General features: G+C 73.1%; 15 protein-coding genes and 1 pseudogene. 13 read left to right on the forward strand and 3 right to left on the reverse strand.

The window, feature by feature from the left end; all coding sequences use genetic code 11:
* Positions 1–43 precede the first annotated feature (43 nt).
* From ACWDX7_RS19450 to ACWDX7_RS19490, 9 genes are all read left to right on the forward strand, one after another.
* The gene (locus ACWDX7_RS19450) at positions 44–1,162 is read left to right on the forward strand and encodes a ParA family protein (RefSeq protein WP_451492845.1); all 1,119 of its coding nucleotides are present in this window, start codon (positions 44–46) and stop codon (positions 1,160–1,162) included.
* Positions 1,147–1,692: a hypothetical protein gene (locus ACWDX7_RS19455; RefSeq protein WP_451492846.1), complete on the forward strand. Its 546-nt coding sequence runs from the start codon at positions 1,147–1,149 to the stop codon at positions 1,690–1,692. The genes ACWDX7_RS19450 and ACWDX7_RS19455 overlap by 16 nt, the downstream gene beginning before the upstream one ends.
* 49 nt (positions 1,693–1,741) lie before the next feature.
* Positions 1,742–2,902, forward strand: a complete 1,161-nt coding sequence (locus ACWDX7_RS19460; RefSeq protein WP_451492847.1) for a segregation/condensation protein A — start codon at positions 1,742–1,744, stop codon at positions 2,900–2,902.
* Entirely contained in the window at positions 2,899–3,555 is a 657-nt protein-coding gene (scpB, locus tag ACWDX7_RS19465) for an SMC-Scp complex subunit ScpB (protein WP_451492848.1), read from the forward strand. Before ACWDX7_RS19460 ends, scpB begins: the two co-directional genes overlap by 4 nt.
* Entirely contained in the window at positions 3,555–4,946 is a 1,392-nt protein-coding gene (locus ACWDX7_RS19470; protein WP_451492849.1) for a pseudouridine synthase, read from the forward strand. Before scpB ends, ACWDX7_RS19470 begins: the two co-directional genes overlap by 1 nt.
* A 172-nt stretch (positions 4,947–5,118) precedes the next feature.
* Positions 5,119–5,727: a nicotinamide riboside transporter PnuC gene (gene pnuC / locus ACWDX7_RS19475; protein WP_451492850.1), complete on the forward strand. Its 609-nt coding sequence runs from the start codon at positions 5,119–5,121 to the stop codon at positions 5,725–5,727.
* Positions 5,724–6,857 carry an AAA family ATPase gene (locus ACWDX7_RS19480; protein WP_451492851.1) on the forward strand — a complete coding sequence of 378 codons (1,134 nt, stop codon included), beginning with the start codon at positions 5,724–5,726 and terminating at the stop codon, positions 6,855–6,857. Before pnuC ends, ACWDX7_RS19480 begins: the two co-directional genes overlap by 4 nt.
* Positions 6,854–7,597: an NUDIX domain-containing protein gene (locus tag ACWDX7_RS19485; RefSeq protein ID WP_451492852.1), complete on the forward strand. Its 744-nt coding sequence runs from the start codon at positions 6,854–6,856 to the stop codon at positions 7,595–7,597. Before ACWDX7_RS19480 ends, ACWDX7_RS19485 begins: the two co-directional genes overlap by 4 nt.
* Positions 7,594–8,622 carry an ADP-ribosylglycohydrolase family protein gene (locus ACWDX7_RS19490; RefSeq protein WP_451492853.1) on the forward strand — a complete coding sequence of 343 codons (1,029 nt, stop codon included), beginning with the start codon at positions 7,594–7,596 and terminating at the stop codon, positions 8,620–8,622. Before ACWDX7_RS19485 ends, ACWDX7_RS19490 begins: the two co-directional genes overlap by 4 nt.
* Positions 8,623–8,624: 2 nt before the next feature.
* On the opposite strand, the gene ACWDX7_RS19495 is transcribed toward ACWDX7_RS19490, so the two are convergent.
* The 3 genes from ACWDX7_RS19495 to ACWDX7_RS19505 all read right to left on the reverse strand — a co-directional run bounded on the left by ACWDX7_RS19495 (position 8,625) and on the right by ACWDX7_RS19505 (position 10,271).
* Positions 8,625–9,308, reverse strand: coding sequence for a nucleotidyltransferase domain-containing protein (locus tag ACWDX7_RS19495; RefSeq protein ID WP_451492854.1), 684 nt, complete (start codon positions 9,306–9,308; stop codon positions 8,625–8,627).
* A 92-nt stretch (positions 9,309–9,400) separates the two neighbouring features.
* Positions 9,401–9,844: a Rieske (2Fe-2S) protein gene (locus ACWDX7_RS19500; protein ID WP_451492855.1), complete on the reverse strand. Its 444-nt coding sequence runs from the start codon at positions 9,842–9,844 to the stop codon at positions 9,401–9,403.
* An 85-nt stretch (positions 9,845–9,929) separates the two neighbouring features.
* Positions 9,930–10,271 (reverse strand): DUF952 domain-containing protein, encoded by a 342-nt coding sequence (locus tag ACWDX7_RS19505; protein WP_451492856.1) that lies wholly within the window; start codon positions 10,269–10,271, stop codon positions 9,930–9,932.
* A 131-nt stretch (positions 10,272–10,402) separates the two neighbouring features.
* On the opposite strand from ACWDX7_RS19505, the gene ACWDX7_RS19510 reads away from it, so the two are divergent.
* The 4 genes and pseudogenes from ACWDX7_RS19510 (at position 10,403) to der (ending at position 14,774) form a co-directional block, all read left to right on the forward strand.
* On the forward strand, positions 10,403–11,491 hold the full coding sequence (locus tag ACWDX7_RS19510) for a prephenate dehydrogenase (protein WP_451492857.1): 1,089 nt from the start codon (positions 10,403–10,405) through the stop codon (positions 11,489–11,491).
* A gap of 293 nt (positions 11,492–11,784) precedes the next feature.
* Positions 11,785–12,477: pseudogene (gene cmk, locus ACWDX7_RS19515) on the forward strand ((d)CMP kinase); the annotation flags it as partial.
* Positions 12,478–12,650: 173 nt separating this feature from the next.
* The gene (locus ACWDX7_RS19520; RefSeq protein ID WP_451492867.1) at positions 12,651–13,238 is read left to right on the forward strand and encodes a lysophospholipid acyltransferase family protein; all 588 of its coding nucleotides are present in this window, start codon (positions 12,651–12,653) and stop codon (positions 13,236–13,238) included.
* 75 nt (positions 13,239–13,313) lie between these two features.
* Positions 13,314–14,774, forward strand: a complete 1,461-nt coding sequence (gene der, locus ACWDX7_RS19525) for a ribosome biogenesis GTPase Der (RefSeq protein WP_451492858.1) — start codon at positions 13,314–13,316, stop codon at positions 14,772–14,774.
* Positions 14,775–14,780 lie beyond the last annotated feature (6 nt).

The raw sequence follows: 14,780 nt of genomic DNA on the forward strand, positions 1-14,780 counted from the left end.
TGTGAATGAGTCGACATTTGCTCCTGGAGGTGGTCAAGCAGGTGTGCCTGCGCCGGGCCAGGGCCCAGTCGGACTCGAAGCTGTCGGCTCCGTCGCGGTCCGCACCTTCGCAAACCACCAGCACATGACGACGCCCCGAAAGAGCATGGACGGCCTAGACGTGAACTCCAGGGCCGGCGACCTGAGCGGCGAAAAGCCCACTGGTTTCGCCGACTACGACAATGTGCCCGAGGGGCACTTCTACGACCCCGACGCGGAGTACGAGCCGGACCCCGAGTACGCGGCCACTCTCGCCCCCGACGCTGCCCGCCAGCGCCGTGAGCGGATCGGCCCGACCGGACGCCCGCTGCCCTACTTCCCGATCCCGGGTCCGCTGACCGACCACGGTCCGGCGAAGATCATCGCGATGTGCAACCAGAAGGGCGGCGTGGGCAAGACCACGTCGACCATCAACCTGGGCGCCGCGCTCGCCGAGTACGGGCGCCGCGTGCTGCTCGTCGACTTCGACCCGCAGGGCGCGCTGTCCGTGGGCCTCGGCGTGAACCCGATGGAACTCGACCTGACGGTCTACAACCTGCTCATGGAGCGGGGCATGTCGGCCGACGAGGTGCTGCTCAAGACGGCGGTCCCCAACATGGACCTGCTGCCGAGCAACATCGACCTGTCCGCCGCCGAAGTGCAGTTGGTGAGCGAGGTCGCGCGCGAGTCCACGCTGCAGCGGGCGCTCAAGCCCCTGATGGCCGACTACGACTACATCGTGATCGACTGTCAGCCCTCGCTCGGCCTCCTCACCGTCAACGCCCTGACGGCGGCTCACAAGGTGATCGTCCCGCTGGAGTGCGAGTTCTTCGCGCTGCGCGGTGTGGCGCTGCTGACCGAGACCATCGAGAAGGTGCAGGAGCGGCTCAACCCGGAGCTGGAGCTCGACGGCATCCTCGCCACCATGTACGACTCCCGTACGGTGCACAGCCGCGAGGTGCTGGCGCGCGTCGTCGAGGCCTTCGACGACCACGTCTACCACACGGTCATCGGCCGCACGGTGCGCTTCCCGGAGACCACGGTCGCCGGTGAGCCGATCACGACGTACGCCTCCAACTCCGTCGGCGCCGCCGCCTACCGACAGCTCGCCAGGGAGGTGCTCGCCCGGTGTCACGCCGAGTGAGTCTGCCCGGAGCCGACGAGCTGTTCCGAACGACCGGCGGGATGGCACTCCAGTCCTCCTCGCCGCGACGGGGGGCGGCGGAAGCGCCTGCCGCGGAGCACTCGGCCGGTTCGGCGCAGGGCACGTCGGGGGAGGGCCGCGGCCGGGAGGCGGAGGCAGGCACGGAGCCCGTCGTGGGCGCGCCCAGGAGGCCGCAGGAAGGTTCTGCCGGACCGGGCGGGCCGGGTGGTCCCGGCGTGCCGGGCGGGCCGGTCAACGGAGCCGCCCAGCCGGAGCGGCGGGTCAAGGGCCAGGGCCGGGGCGCCAACCGGCGGCCCAGCGGGCGCGAGCGGCACGACGAGAAGATCACGGTCTACGTCTCCGCCGAGGAGCTCATGGACCTGGAACACGCGCGGCTGGTGCTGCGCGGGGAGCACGGCCTGGCGGTCGACCGGGGGCGTATCGTCCGTGAGGCGGTCGCGGTCGTCCTCGCCGACCTCGAATCCCGGGGCGACGCGAGCATCCTCGTACGGCGACTGCGCGGCCGCTGACCCGGCGGTCGTATCCGTACCCCGCCCGTGCGCACCCCCCTGGACCGCGATGCCCCTCCCCGCCCAATCCGGCCGACCGCCCCGCCGACCGCTGGGACGTGGCCCCGGTCCCGGTCCCGGTGTCGGTACGCCGGCCGAGGACCCCGCAAGCCCGCCAGCGCCTCCCGTGCGGCGCCTGCCGGCCGAGGAAGGGGCGGAGCCCGCTGAGGAGCCCGAGCAGGGCCACGGGGCCACGGGGGAGCACCGGGCCGCTGAGGAGCCCGTACGGGCTGAGCCAGTAGCCGCCGAGCCCGTACCCGCTGGACCCGTACCTGCTGGACCCGTACCGGCCGAGTCCGTACCGGCCGAGCCGGTAGCCGCCGAGCCCGTACCGGACGGGGCCGGGGCCGCCGGCATCGAGGGCCCCGCGGGAGGCGACGGGCGGTTCACCCTCCGGCTCGCCAACTTCGAGGGGCCCTTCGACCTCCTGCTCCAGCTGATCTCGCGGCACAAGCTCGACGTCACCGAGGTCGCGCTGTCCCAGGTCACCGACGAGTTCATGGCCCACATCCGCGCCATGGGCCCCGACTGGGACCTGGACCAGACCACCGAGTTCCTCGTCGTCGCCGCCACGCTGCTCGACCTGAAGGCCGCCCGGCTGCTGCCGGCCGCCGAGGTGGAGGACGAGGGCGACCTCGCCCTGCTGGAGGCGCGGGACCTGCTCTTCGCGCGCCTGCTCCAGTACCGGGCGTACAAGCAGATCGCGGAGATCTTCGAGGGCCGGGCGGAAGCCGAGGGCAAGCGGTATGCCCGCACGGTCGGCCTGGAGCCGCACCACGCCGAGCTGCTGCCCGAGGTCGTCATCAGCATCGGCCCGGAGGGTTTCGCCCGCCTCGCCGTCAAGGCCATGCAGCCCAAGGCCAGACCCCAGGTGTACGTGGGCCACATCCACGCCCCGCTCGTCAGCGTGCGGGAGCAGGCGGGGCTGGTCGTACGGATCCTCAAGGCCCGCGGCGAGGCCACCTTCCAGGAGCTCACCGAGGACGCCGAGGACACCCTCACCGTCGTCGCGCGCTTCCTGGCCCTCCTGGAGCTCTACCGGGAGAAGGCGGTGGTCCTGGAGCAGGAGGAGCCCCTGAGGACCCTCACCGTGCGCTGGAGCGGCGGGGACGGCGACGGCATGCCGACCGTGACCGACGAGTTCGACCAGATCGTGGAGGTCAAGGAATGAGAGACCCGGGCGACATGGACGACGCGGGCGACGTGGGCGACGTGGCCGCGCTGGCGCTGAAGCCGGCGCTGGAAGCCGTACTCATGGTCGTGGACGAGCCGGCGACGGAGGCGCACCTCGCCAAGGTGCTGGCACGCACCCCGCGCCAGGTCGCGGACGCGCTGCGTGAGCTGGCCGACGAGTACACGAGCGCAGGCCGGGGCTTCGAGCTGCGCCTGGTCGCCGGGGGATGGCGCTTCTACTCGCGGGCCCGGTACGCCCCGGCGGTCGAGGGCTTCGTACTGGACGGCCAGCAGGCCCGGCTCACACAGGCGGCTCTGGAGACGCTGGCGGTCGTCGCGTACCGCCAGCCGGTGAGCCGATCACGTGTCTCGGCGGTCCGCGGAGTGAACTGTGACGGGGTCATGCGGACCCTCCTCCAGCGGGCTCTGGTGGAGGAGGCGGGGACGGAACCCGAAACAGGTGCGATCCTGTACAGGACGACGAACTACTTTCTGGAGCGGATGGGCCTGCGCGGCCTGGACGAGCTCCCGGAGCTCGCGCCCTTTCTCCCCGAGGCGGACGCGATCGAAGCCGAGACGCAAGAGGGTGTTCCGTCGTTCGATCCGGACGCACCGGACACCGATGAAGACGACAAGACGACGGAACTTTGATGCGAAGCAACGGCAGCGGCAACGGCGGCGCCAACAGGAACAGCGGCGGTGCCAACAGGAACAGCGGCGGCGGTGGCGGCGGGCGCGGTAACTCCCCCCGCGGCGGCGGCTCCGGCGCGGGCGGCGGCTACCGCGGCTCCGGCGGCGGCAGCTCCAGCGGCGGCGGTGGCTACCGCGGCTCCAGCGGCGGCAGCTCCAGCGGTGGCGGTGGCTACCGCGGCGGCTCCAGCAGCGGCAGCGGTGGCGGCTACCGCGGTGGCGCCGGCGGCTCCGGCACGGGCGGCTCGCGAGAGCGCGACCGCGACCAGGGCGCGCCGCAGCGCCCGCGCAACCCGCGCCCCGAGGAGCGCCGCTACGACGTGGGCCCCGAGGGCGAGCGCAACGGCCGTGGCGGTGCCAAGGCCGGCGGCGGCGGTGCCCGCGGCGCGGCTGACGCCGGCCGGGGTGGCTCCGGCGCCCGTGGCGCGGCCGCGCGCGGTGGCGCCAAGGGCGGCCCCAAGACCTCCAGGACCCCCGGCATCGGCGGAGCCGGCGGCCCGCGCCGCGGTCCGGGCAGCCGCAGCGGCCAGTCCCGCCCGCGTGAGCTGGAAGCGCGGATCGAGGAGCGCGTGCGCGACCGGTACGCGGACAAGCCCGAGATCAAGACCCCCAAGACCTTCCCGGGCGCCGAGGAGGAGGGCGAGCGACTGCAGAAGGTGCTCGCCCGTGCCGGCATGGGCTCGCGCCGCGCCTGCGAGGAGCTGATCGAGCAGGCCCGTGTCGAGGTCAACGGCGAGATCGTGCTGGAGCAGGGCAAGCGCGTCCTGCCGAAGGACGAGATCAAGGTGGACGGCCTGACCGTCGCCACCCAGCAGTACCTCTTCTTCGCGCTGAACAAGCCGGCCGGTGTCGTCTCCACGATGGAGGACCCGGACGGCCGCCAGTGCCTCGGCGACTACGTCACCAACCGTGAGACGCGTCTCTTCCACGTCGGCCGGCTCGACACCGAGACCGAGGGCATCATCCTGCTCACCAACCACGGCGAGCTGGCCCACCGCCTCACGCACCCGAAGTACGGCGTGAAGAAGACGTACGTCGCCGCGATCACCGGCCCGCTGCCGCGTGAGATCGGCAAGCGCCTCAAGGACGGCATCGAGCTGGAGGACGGCTACGCCCGCGCCGACCACTTCCGCGTCGTCGACCAGGTCGGCAAGAACTACCTGGTCGAGGTGACCCTCCACGAGGGCCGCAAGCACATCGTCCGCCGCATGATGGCGGAGGCCGGATTCCCGGTCGAGAAGCTCGTACGGACCTCCTTCGGGCCGATCGAGCTGGGCGACCAGAAGTCCGGCTGGCTGCGCCGCCTGACCAACACCGAGGTCGGCATGCTCATGCGCGAGGTCGGTCTGTAGCAATCCCTGATCAGCGACCGCTGATCGCGATCCGAGGAAGAGCCCGCAGTGCCGGAAGGCGCTGCGGGCTCTTTCCCTTGCCGCCCCTGCTCTCCCTTGTCTGTTTCCCCTTGTCCCGCCCCCGGGCAGGGTTTATAGTCAGTCTGACTATAAAGGGGGGTGAGGGTTCGGCATGAGTTGGACCATGAGCTGGACCGAGGTGCTCGGCTTCGCCACCGGCGCCGTATGCGTCTGGCTGGTCGCCCGGCAGCACATCGCCAACTGGCCGATCGGCATCGCCAACAACATCTTCTTCATCTTCCTCTTCGCCCAGGCCGGCCTGTACGCCGACGCCGGGCTGCAGATCGTCTTCATCGGCCTCGCCGCGTACGGCTGGTGGTCCTGGACCCACGGGGGTGGACCGGGAACCGCCGCAGCCCTGCCGGTGCGCCGCACCACACGCACCGAGTGGGTCTGGCTGAGCGCGGCGGGGGCGGTGGGGATCCTCGCCCTCACCGTGCTGCTGAGCCGGGCCACCGACTCCACCGTCCCGTTCTGGGACGCCGCCACCACCGGCCTCTCGCTGATGGCCACCTACGGCCAGTGCCGCAAGCTCGTCGAGTCCTGGTGGCTGTGGATCGCCGCCGACCTCCTCTACGTCCCGCTCTACGCCCACAAGGGGCTCTACCTCACCTCCGTCCTGTACGTCGGCTTCCTGGCCCTCTGCGTGGCGGGGCTGCTCGGCTGGCGGCGGAGCCTGGCGGCGCGGGGCGGCCGTACGGCCCTGGAGGCGACGGCATGAGGCGCTACGGGCACGGGCTGGTCCTCGGCAAGTTCTATCCGCCGCACGCCGGCCACCACCACCTGGTGCGCACCGCTCAGGACCAGTGCGAGCGGCTGACCGTTTTGGTGTGCGCGGCCTCCGTGGAGTCGGTGCCGCTGGCCGACCGGGTCGCCTGGATGCGGGAGGCGCACCCCGAGGCGCGGGTCGTGGGCGCGGTGGACGACATTCCGGTCGACGTGCACGACCCGGCCGTCTGGGAGGCCCACATGGCCGTCTTCCGGGGCGCGGTGACCGGCCGGGTGGACGCCGTCTTCACCTCCGAGGCGTACGGGGCCGAACTCGCGCGGCGCTTCGGCGCCGAGGAGGTCTGCGTGGACCCCGGGCGGAGGCTCTTCCCGGTCTCCGGGACGGCGGTGCGGGCGGATCCCGTCGGCTGCTGGGAGTACCTGGGGCCGGCCGTACGGGCCGCCCTGGCCCGGCGGGTCGTCGTACTGGGCGCCGAGTCCACGGGGACGACGACGCTGTCGCGGGCGCTGGCGGACCACTACCGGCAGCGCGGCGGGGTGTGGGCCGCGACGGGGTGGGTCGCCGAGTACGGGCGCCGCTACAGCGAGGAGAAGCTGGCGGCGGCGCGGGCGGCGGACCCGGCGGCGTCCTGGGCGGACGTGTCCTTCACGTCGCGGGAGTTCCCCGTCATCGCGCGGCGGCAGGACGCCGAGGAGGAGCGGGCGGCCCGGCTCGGCTCGCCGGTGCTGTTCTGCGACACCGACTCCTTCGCGACCGGCGTCTGGCACGAGCGGTACACGGGATCCCGCAGCGAGGAGGTCGAGAGGATCGCCGCTCTGGCGCGACGGGACCTGTACCTGCTGACGGACGACGCGGACGTGCCCTTCGAGGACGACGGGCTGCGGGACGGGCCGCAGCTCAGGCCCTGGATGACCGGGCGGTTCCGGGAGGAACTCGCGCGCACCGGGAAGCGTTTCCTCCTCGTACGGGGGGACCGCGAGGCGCGGCTCGCGGCGGCCGTGGCGGCGGTCGACGAACTGCTCGCCGAGGGCCGGCACTTCGCCGATCCGCTGCCGGAGCGGACGCGGCAGGCGCAGCCGCGGCAGGCGCCGTCTCGGCGTATTCCGCGGGAGCGCCGGTGAAGGGCTACGACCCGCATGCCTTCGAGCCGTTCGCGGTGGCCGTCGACCTCGCCGTCTTCACCGTGCGCGGCGGGGCCCTGCACGTACTGCTGATCCGGCGCGGCCAGGAGCCGTACGCGGGAGCCTGGGCGCTCCCCGGCGGCTTCGTCCTGCCCCGCGAGTCCGCGGAGGAGGCAGCGCGCCGCGAACTCGCCGAGGAGAGCGGCCTGGCGGGGGACGTGGTCGCGGCCCTGCACCTGGAGCAGCTGCGGACCTACAGCGAACCGGACCGAGACCCCCGGATGCGGGTCGTCTCGGTCGCCTTCACGGCGCTCGTCCCCGACCTGCCCGAACCGGCGGAACAGGGCGGGGGCGACGCGGACGCGGCCCGCTGGATGCCCGTCCACGCGGTCCCCGTCCATGCGGTCCCGGGCCTGGCCTTCGACCATGCGGTGATCCTGGCGGACGCGCGGGAACGGGTCCGCGCGAAGCTGGAGTACACCTGCCTGGCCACCGCCTTCTGCCCGCCCGAATTCACCCTGGGCGAGCTCCAGGCCGTCTACGAGACCGTCTGGGACACCGCCCTGGACCGCCCCAACTTCCGCCGCAAGGTCCTGGCCACTCCCGGCTTCGTGGAAGCCGTACCGGGAGCCTCCCGGCTGACCGGCGGCCGCGGCAAACCGGCCGCGCTCTACCGGCCCGGACCGGCGACCACCCTGCACCCGCCCCTGCTCCGACCCTGGGAAGGTTCCGCACGATGAAGACGACTGCCACGACGACGAAGCGGCCCGCGACGGGCGCTCTGATCGGCCTGGCCCTGGGGGACGCCCTCGGTTTCCCGACGGAGTTCAACGACGTGCCGTCGATCCTGGCCAAGACCGGCCCGTGGCGCGAGATGAAGCTGCCCCGCCCCGCGATCGTCACCGACGACACCCAGATGACGCTGGCCCTGGCGCGCGGCATACGGACGGCCATGGAGCGGGGCCCGATCGGCCCGCTGCGGCTGACCCGGCCGGTGCGCGAGGAGTACGTCGACTGGTACCACTCCCCGGAGAACAACCGCGCCCCCGGCAACACCTGCCTGACGGCCTGCCGGCTGCTGGACCACCCGCAGCGGGACTGGCGGGACGCCAGCCAGACCGGCTCCAAGGGCTGCGGCGCGAACATGCGGGTCGTCCCCGTGGGCCTGGTCCCCGGCTGGACCGAGGAGGAGCGGGCGGGCGCGGCCCAGCTCCAGTCGGCGCTCACCCACGGCCACCCGACGGCGCTCGCGGCCAGCGACCTCACGGCGCGGGCGGTGTACCTGCTGGCGCAGGGGGTGGAGGTGACGGGCCTGGTCGGCCGGCTGCGCTCCTACGCGCTGGAGAACCGCACCCGCTACCACGAGCGCTGGCTCGGCGACCTCTGGACGCGCACGGCCTCGGACGCGACGCCGGAGTCCTTCATCGCCCGCGGCTGGGACGACTGCCTGGCGGCCCTGGACCGCCTGTCGGCGGCCCTCCGTACCCCCTCCCCGGAGACGGACCCGTGCCTGACCACGGGTGACGGCTGGATCGCGGAGGAGGCCCTCGCCACCGCCCTCCAGTGCTTCCTGCTCTTCCCGGAGTCCCCGCTGACCGCCCTGCGCCGCGCGGCCTGCACCCGGGGCGACTCCGACTCGATCGCCTGCCTGGCGGGCGCCTTCGCGGGCGCCCACCTCGGCGCGTCCACCTGGCCCCACGACTGGGAGACCGCCATCGAATACCGCGAGGAACTCCTCACCTTCGGAGCCCTCTGGGACGCGTGATCTCAGGCGGACACCGAGGCGCGGCGGGTGCGGTGGAGGAAGGCCTCGACGCGGGCGTGGTCCGGGGACGGGGGGAGGGGGGTGGAGGCGAGGGCGCTGTCGTTCTCCTCCGTGAGGCGGGTCATCCAGGCCTCGGCCTCGTCCCAGGTGAGCTCGCCGCGCCGGACCGCGAGGAGGCGGTCGCGGTAGGGCTCCGCGTCGATGGTGAGGCGGCCCGTGCGCAGCAGGTCGCGGCAGGACAGGAGCAGGCGCAGCAGGTGCATGGCGTGCTTCCAGCGGGCGGCGCCGTGGATGCGCAGGTCCGCGAGGAGCTTGCCGCGCTGGGAGGCCGCGTACCGGGTGAAGGTGGTGTGGGCCTGGCGGGAGAGGAAGGCCTCGCGCAGCGAGAGGAGTTCCTCGCCGACCGGGCTGATCCGTTCCACGAGGGGGGAGTGCAGGCACTCCAGGATGTTCGGGTTGGCGCGCAGCGCGAGTTCGCAGAAGCGCTCCAGCTCCCAGGAGAACTCCTCCTCCCGCGGGCCTTCCACATGGGTGGGGGGCTTCTCGAAACGCCAGAACAGCGGCGTCGGGGCGAGGTAGACACCGCGCCGGTCGGTGTCGCTGGCCTCCGTCGCCAGGCCGAAGGCCCGGGAGCCCATCACGCACTGGTAGACCGTGTGGTCCCGTACGAGGGTCAGTTCGTCCATCCGGGGAGCGTAGGCGTCAAGGCCCTGTCGTCAAAGTCCCTCCGGCCCGGGGCGTTACCGGAGCTACTTTGACGACAGGGCCTTGCCTGCGCTTACGCGAGCGAGATATTGCCGTCCGGCGCGACCGTGATCTTCTTCTCCGCGAGGGGGCGGGTGGCCGGGCCGCCCGTGGGAGCACCGTCCGCCACCTTGAACTTGCTGTCGTGGCAGGGGCAGTCGATGGTGCCGTTCTCCACCTTGTTCACCAGACAGCCCTGGTGGGTGCAGACCGCCGAGAAGCAGCGGAAGGAGCCCGCGGTGGGCTGGGTGACGACGACCTTCTCGTCCTTGAAGACCTTGCCCCCGCCGACCGGCACGTCCGCCGTCGTGGTGAGCGGCTTGGGAGCTGCCGCGGGCGGAGTCGCCCCGGTGCCCTGCTCGCTCGCGGGCCCGTCCTCGCCGCCTCCGCCGCCGCAGGCGGTGAGCGCGCCGCCTGCCAGGGCTGCCGCGCTCGCTGCCAGTACGGTGCGCCGGGCGGCGCCCGTGGGTTCGCTCATGGGGATGTGTCTCCTCGCTCGTGGGCGGATGGCGCAGCAGCATCCTGGCGCGCGCCGGGCCCCAGGAGAAGCCCGCCGCGCCGGTTCACGGGCCCGGCTGCCAGGGAACCAGGGACGCCGGACGGCCGGGGGTGCGTACGACTTCCCACACGCGGCTGACGGCGTCCCGGTTCAACGGGCCGTGGACGTGCGGGTAGCGGCCGCCGGAGGCGGCCTCCCGGCGGACCTCCGGGGACAGGGCGCCCTCGTCCAGCTCCACCGCCAGCAGGGTTCCCGGTTCGTCCCGGTAGTGGGCGTCGGCGATGGCGAGCGCGGTGGCGCGGTCCGCCGAGCAGTGCACGAACCCCTCGGAGCCGAGCGAGGGCGGGGCGTACGGGAGGTGCGGCGCGGCGGTCCAGTCGGCGAGCGGGACGATGTGGAAGATCATGCCGATCGTTCTACCGCAGGGACCGCGCGCGGACAGCACCACGTCGGACCGCCGGACCCTCGACGCGTCCGCGCTGGCTACCCTGGGCAGCAGTCCCGCCGCCGTGCCGTCATGCAACCCTGGAGCGCCCCGTGAGAACCGCCGTCGTCATCGGAACCGGACTGATCGGCACCTCCGCGGCGCTCGCCCTGACCGCCCGCGGGATCACCGTCCACCTGATCGACCACGACCCTGCCCAGGCCCGCACGGCGGCCGCGCTCGGCGCCGGCACGGACGAGGCCCCGGAGGGCAGGGTCGACCTCGCGGTCGTCGCCGTACCGCCGGCCCACGTGGCCGCGACCCTCGCCGACGTGATCGGGCGGGGAGTTGCACGGGCGTACGTGGACGTGGCCAGCGTCAAGGCCGGGCCGCGCCGGGAGCTCGCGGCGCTCGGCGTGGACCTCACGGCGTACATCGGCACGCACCCGATGGCCGGCAAGGAGCGCTCGGGACCGCTGGCGGCCACGGCGGACCTGTTCGAGGGCCGCCCGTGGGTGCTGACCCCCACCCGCGACACGGACCACGAGGTGCTGAACCTCGCGCTGGAGCTGGTGGCCCTGTGCCGGGCGGTGCCGGTGGTGATGGACGCGGACGCCCACGACCGGGCGGTGGCGCTGGTGTCGCACACCCCTCAGCTGGTGTCGAGCATGGTCGCGGCGCGGCTGGAGGAGGCCGACGAGACGGCGGTCCGGCTGTGCGGGCAGGGGATCCGGGACGTGACGCGGATCGCGGCGTCCGATCCGCGGATGTGGGTGGAGATCCTCTCCGCCAACCCGGGACCGGTGGCCGACGTCCTGTCGGGCATCGCGGCGGACCTGGAGGAGACGGTGGAAGCCCTGCGGGGCCTCCAGTCGGCCGACGAGGAGAAGCGGCGCGGGGGCGCGGCGGGCATCGAGGACGTGCTGCGGCGGGGCAACGCGGGGCGGGTCCGGGTGCCGGGCAAGCACGGTGCGGCGCCCACGGTGTACGAGACGGTGGCCGTCCTCATCAGCGACCAGCCGGGCGAGCTGGCGAGGATCTTCGCCGATGCCGGGCGGGCCGGGGTCAACATCGAGGACGTACGGATCGAGCACGCGACGGGCCAGCAGGCCGGGCTCGTGCAGCTGATGGTGGAGCCCCGAGCGGCGGCCGCCCTCACCACCGAGCTGCGGGAACGCGGCTGGGCCCTGCGCCAGCAGTAGGCGGCCCCGCGACGCCGGGGCGGGTGCTGCCCCGAACGCCGCGGCCCGGACCCGCCGACGGCGTCGGCAGGCCCCGTCACCGACCCCGGCCGGGCCGCCGCCGGGGGCCGCCACCGACCCCGGCCGGGCCGCCGCCGGGGGCCGCCACCGGAGCGGCGGCGCATGCCCCCGGGCCTGGCGCGACGGCCCGGGCGGGGCGGCCGGGATCCGGCGGCGCCCGGGGCCGGTAACCTTGGGCAGGGGCGTTTTGCCGCGCCCGGACACGTACGCGCAACCAGGAAGGTGCCCGCACCGTGGAAACCGCAGCTCCGTCCGCCGTGATCGTCGCCATCGACGGTCCCTCCGGCACGGGCAAGTCCAGCACCTCCAAGGCCGTGGCCGCCAAGCTCGGGCTGCGCTATCTGGACACCGGTGCCCAGTACCGGGCCATCACCTGGTGGATGATCACCAACGGCGTCGACACCGACGACCCGCACGCCATCGCGGTCGCGGCGGGCAAGCCGGCCATCGTGTCCGGCACCGATCCGGCCGCCCCCACCATCACCGTGGACGGCCTGGACGCCGCGGGACCGATCCGGAGCCAGGAAGTCACCTCCAAGGTCAGCGCGGTCAGCGCCGTCCCCGAGGTCCGCACCCTGATCACCGACCTCCAGCGTTCCATCGCCGCCGAGGCGGACGGCGGCATCGTCGTGGAGGGGCGGGACATCGGCACCACCGTCCTGCCCGACGCCGACCTCAAGATCTTCCTGACCGCCTCCCCCGAGGCACGCGCCGCACGCCGCAGCGGCGAGCTGCGGGGCAAGGAGGCCGGCGCGGCGGACCTCGTGGCCACCAGGGAGGCGCTGATCAAGCGCGACGCGGCCGACTCCGGACGCAAGACCTCCCCGCTCGCCAAGGCCGACGACGCCGTCGAGGTGGACACCACCGAGCTCAGCCTCGAACAGGTCATCGAGTGCGTCGTTACACTGGTGGTTGAGCGGCAGAGCCGAGGCGCAGCGCAGGTTGAGGGTTCCGAGCGAGGGACGAGCGAGGAGCACTCGGGCGGAGCGGAGTCGAGGCGGAGCGCGACCGAGATCACTGAGAAGCGGGCGGGCCGCAGGTGAGCGAAACGCCCTCCCTCAAGGGTGCGGCGGTCGGCAGGCGGATCGGCATCGGGCTCATGTACGGGCTGTGGAAGCCCCGCGTGCTCGGCGCCTGGAAGGTGCCCGCCTCGGGCCCCGTGATCCTCGCGGTGAACCACTCGCACAACATCGACGGCCCGATGGTGATGGGCACCGCCCCGCGACCGCTGCACTTCCTGATCAAGAAGGAGGCGTACGTCGGCCCGCTCGGCCCCTTCCTGGAAGGGATCGGGCAGGTGAAGGTCGACCGCGCCGGAGCCGACCGGACGGCGATAAGCCGCGCCCTGGGCGTGCTCCACAACGGCGGCGCCCTGGGGATCTTCCCCGAGGGCACCCGGGGCGAGGGCGACTTCGCCTCGCTGCGTGCGGGCCTCGCCTACTTCGCGGTCCGCGGTGGCGCGCCCATCGTGCCCGTCGCCGTGCTCGGCAGCACCGAGGCCCGCGGCTGGCTGGTCAAGGGACTGCCGCCCTTCCGGAGCCGGGTCGACGTCGTCTTCGGGTCGGCCTTCGACGCGGGGGACGGCAGTGGCCGCCGTACCCGGACCGCGCTGGACGAGGCCACCGTACGCATCCAGGACCGGCTGACCGCCCACCTGGCCGATGCCAAGCGCCTCACCGGGCGCTGAGCGAGACTTGACCTAGTAGTGGAACCGCGCTGCGCGGGTGCCACCGATCACCACGAACGACGAGGAACGGACTTCATGAACGACCAGCACGACCACGGAGCACTTGGCGATGCCGAGTACGCGGAGTTCATGGAGCTCGCCGCGGAAGAGGGCTTCGACGTCGAGGACGTCGAAGGCGCGATCGAGGCGGCGGGCCACGGCCCGCTGCCCGTCCTCGCCGTCGTCGGCCGGCCCAATGTCGGCAAGTCGACCCTGGTGAACCGGATCATCGGCCGCCGCGAGGCGGTCGTCGAGGACAAGCCGGGCGTCACCCGCGACCGCGTCTCGTACGAGGCCGAATGGGCCGGCCGCCGCTTCAAGGTGGTCGACACCGGCGGCTGGGAGCAGGACGTCCTCGGCATCGACGCCTCCGTCGCCGCCCAGGCCGAATACGCCATCGAGACGGCCGACGCAGTCGTCTTCGTCGTGGACGCCAAGGTCGGCGCCACCGACACCGACGAGGCCGTCGTCAAGCTGCTGCGCCGGGCCGGCAAGCCCGTCGTGCTGTGCGCCAACAAGGTCGACGGGCAGAGCGGCGAGTCCGACGCCGCCTCGCTGTGGTCCCTCGGGCTCGGCCTGCCGCACCCGGTCTCCTCCCTGCACGGGCGCGGTACCGGCGACATGCTGGACGCGGTCCTGGAGGCCCTGCCGGACGCCCCCGCGCAGACCTTCGGCGGCGCCGCTCCCGGCGGCCCGCGCCGCATCGCGCTGATCGGCCGGCCGAACGTCGGCAAGTCCTCGCTGCTCAACAAGGTCGCGAAGGAGGACCGCGTCGTCGTCAACGAGATGGCCGGCACCACCCGCGACCCGGTGGACGAGCTGATCGAGCTCGGCGGCATCACGTGGAAGTTCGTGGACACCGCGGGCATCCGCAAGCGCGTCCACCTCCAGCAGGGCGCCGACTACTACGCCTCCCTGCGCACGGCCGCCGCCGTCGAGAAGGCGGAGGTCGCGGTCATCCTGATCGACTCCACCGAGAACATCAGCGTCCAGGACCAGCGCATCATCACGATGGCCGTCGAGGCGGGCCGCGCGATCGTGATCGCCTACAACAAGTGGGACGAGCTGGACGAGGAGCGCCGCTACTACCTTGAGCGCGAGATCGAGACCGAGATGCAGCAGGTCGCCTGGGCGCCCCGGGTGAACGTCTCGGCGCTCACCGGCCGCCACATGGAGAAGCTGGTTCCGGCGATCGAGACCGCTCTCGCGGGCTGGGAGACGCGTGTCCCCACCGGCCGCCTGAACGCCTTCCTCGGCGAGATCGTCGCCGCCCACCCGCACCCGGTCCGTGGCGGCAAGCAGCCCCGCATCCTGTTCGGCACCCAGGCGGGCAGCAAGCCGCCGCGGTTCGTCCTGTTCGCCTCCGGCTTCCTGGAGCACGGTTACCGGCGCTTCATCGAGCGCCGGCTGCGTGAGGAGTTCGGCTTCGAGGGCACCCCGATCCACATCTCGGTGCGGGTGCGCGAGAAGCGCGGCGCCCAGCACAAGAAGAAGTAGTACGGC

Source organism: Streptomyces sp. NPDC003034, assembly GCF_053591375.1.

What these genes read in the sequence shown, in the direction of transcription:
- ACWDX7_RS19505 (WP_451492856.1), bottom strand. Translation starts at nt 10,271, where the DNA reads ATGATCTTCCACATCGTCCCGCTCGCCGACTGGACCGCCGCGCCGCAC.
- der (WP_451492858.1), top strand. Translation starts at nt 13,314, where the DNA reads ATGAACGACCAGCACGACCACGGAGCACTTGGCGATGCCGAGTACGCG.
- pnuC (WP_451492850.1), top strand. Translation starts at nt 5,119, where the DNA reads ATGAGTTGGACCATGAGCTGGACCGAGGTGCTCGGCTTCGCCACCGGC.
- scpB (WP_451492848.1), top strand. Translation starts at nt 2,899, where the DNA reads ATGAGAGACCCGGGCGACATGGACGACGCGGGCGACGTGGGCGACGTG.
- ACWDX7_RS19495 (WP_451492854.1), bottom strand. Translation starts at nt 9,308, where the DNA reads ATGGACGAACTGACCCTCGTACGGGACCACACGGTCTACCAGTGCGTG.
- ACWDX7_RS19490 (WP_451492853.1), top strand. Translation starts at nt 7,594, where the DNA reads ATGAAGACGACTGCCACGACGACGAAGCGGCCCGCGACGGGCGCTCTG.
- ACWDX7_RS19500 (WP_451492855.1), bottom strand. Translation starts at nt 9,844, where the DNA reads ATGAGCGAACCCACGGGCGCCGCCCGGCGCACCGTACTGGCAGCGAGC.
- ACWDX7_RS19480 (WP_451492851.1), top strand. Translation starts at nt 5,724, where the DNA reads ATGAGGCGCTACGGGCACGGGCTGGTCCTCGGCAAGTTCTATCCGCCG.
- ACWDX7_RS19470 (WP_451492849.1), top strand. Translation starts at nt 3,555, where the DNA reads ATGCGAAGCAACGGCAGCGGCAACGGCGGCGCCAACAGGAACAGCGGC.
- ACWDX7_RS19520 (WP_451492867.1), top strand. Translation starts at nt 12,651, where the DNA reads ATGTACGGGCTGTGGAAGCCCCGCGTGCTCGGCGCCTGGAAGGTGCCC.
- ACWDX7_RS19460 (WP_451492847.1), top strand. Translation starts at nt 1,742, where the DNA reads ATGCCCCTCCCCGCCCAATCCGGCCGACCGCCCCGCCGACCGCTGGGA.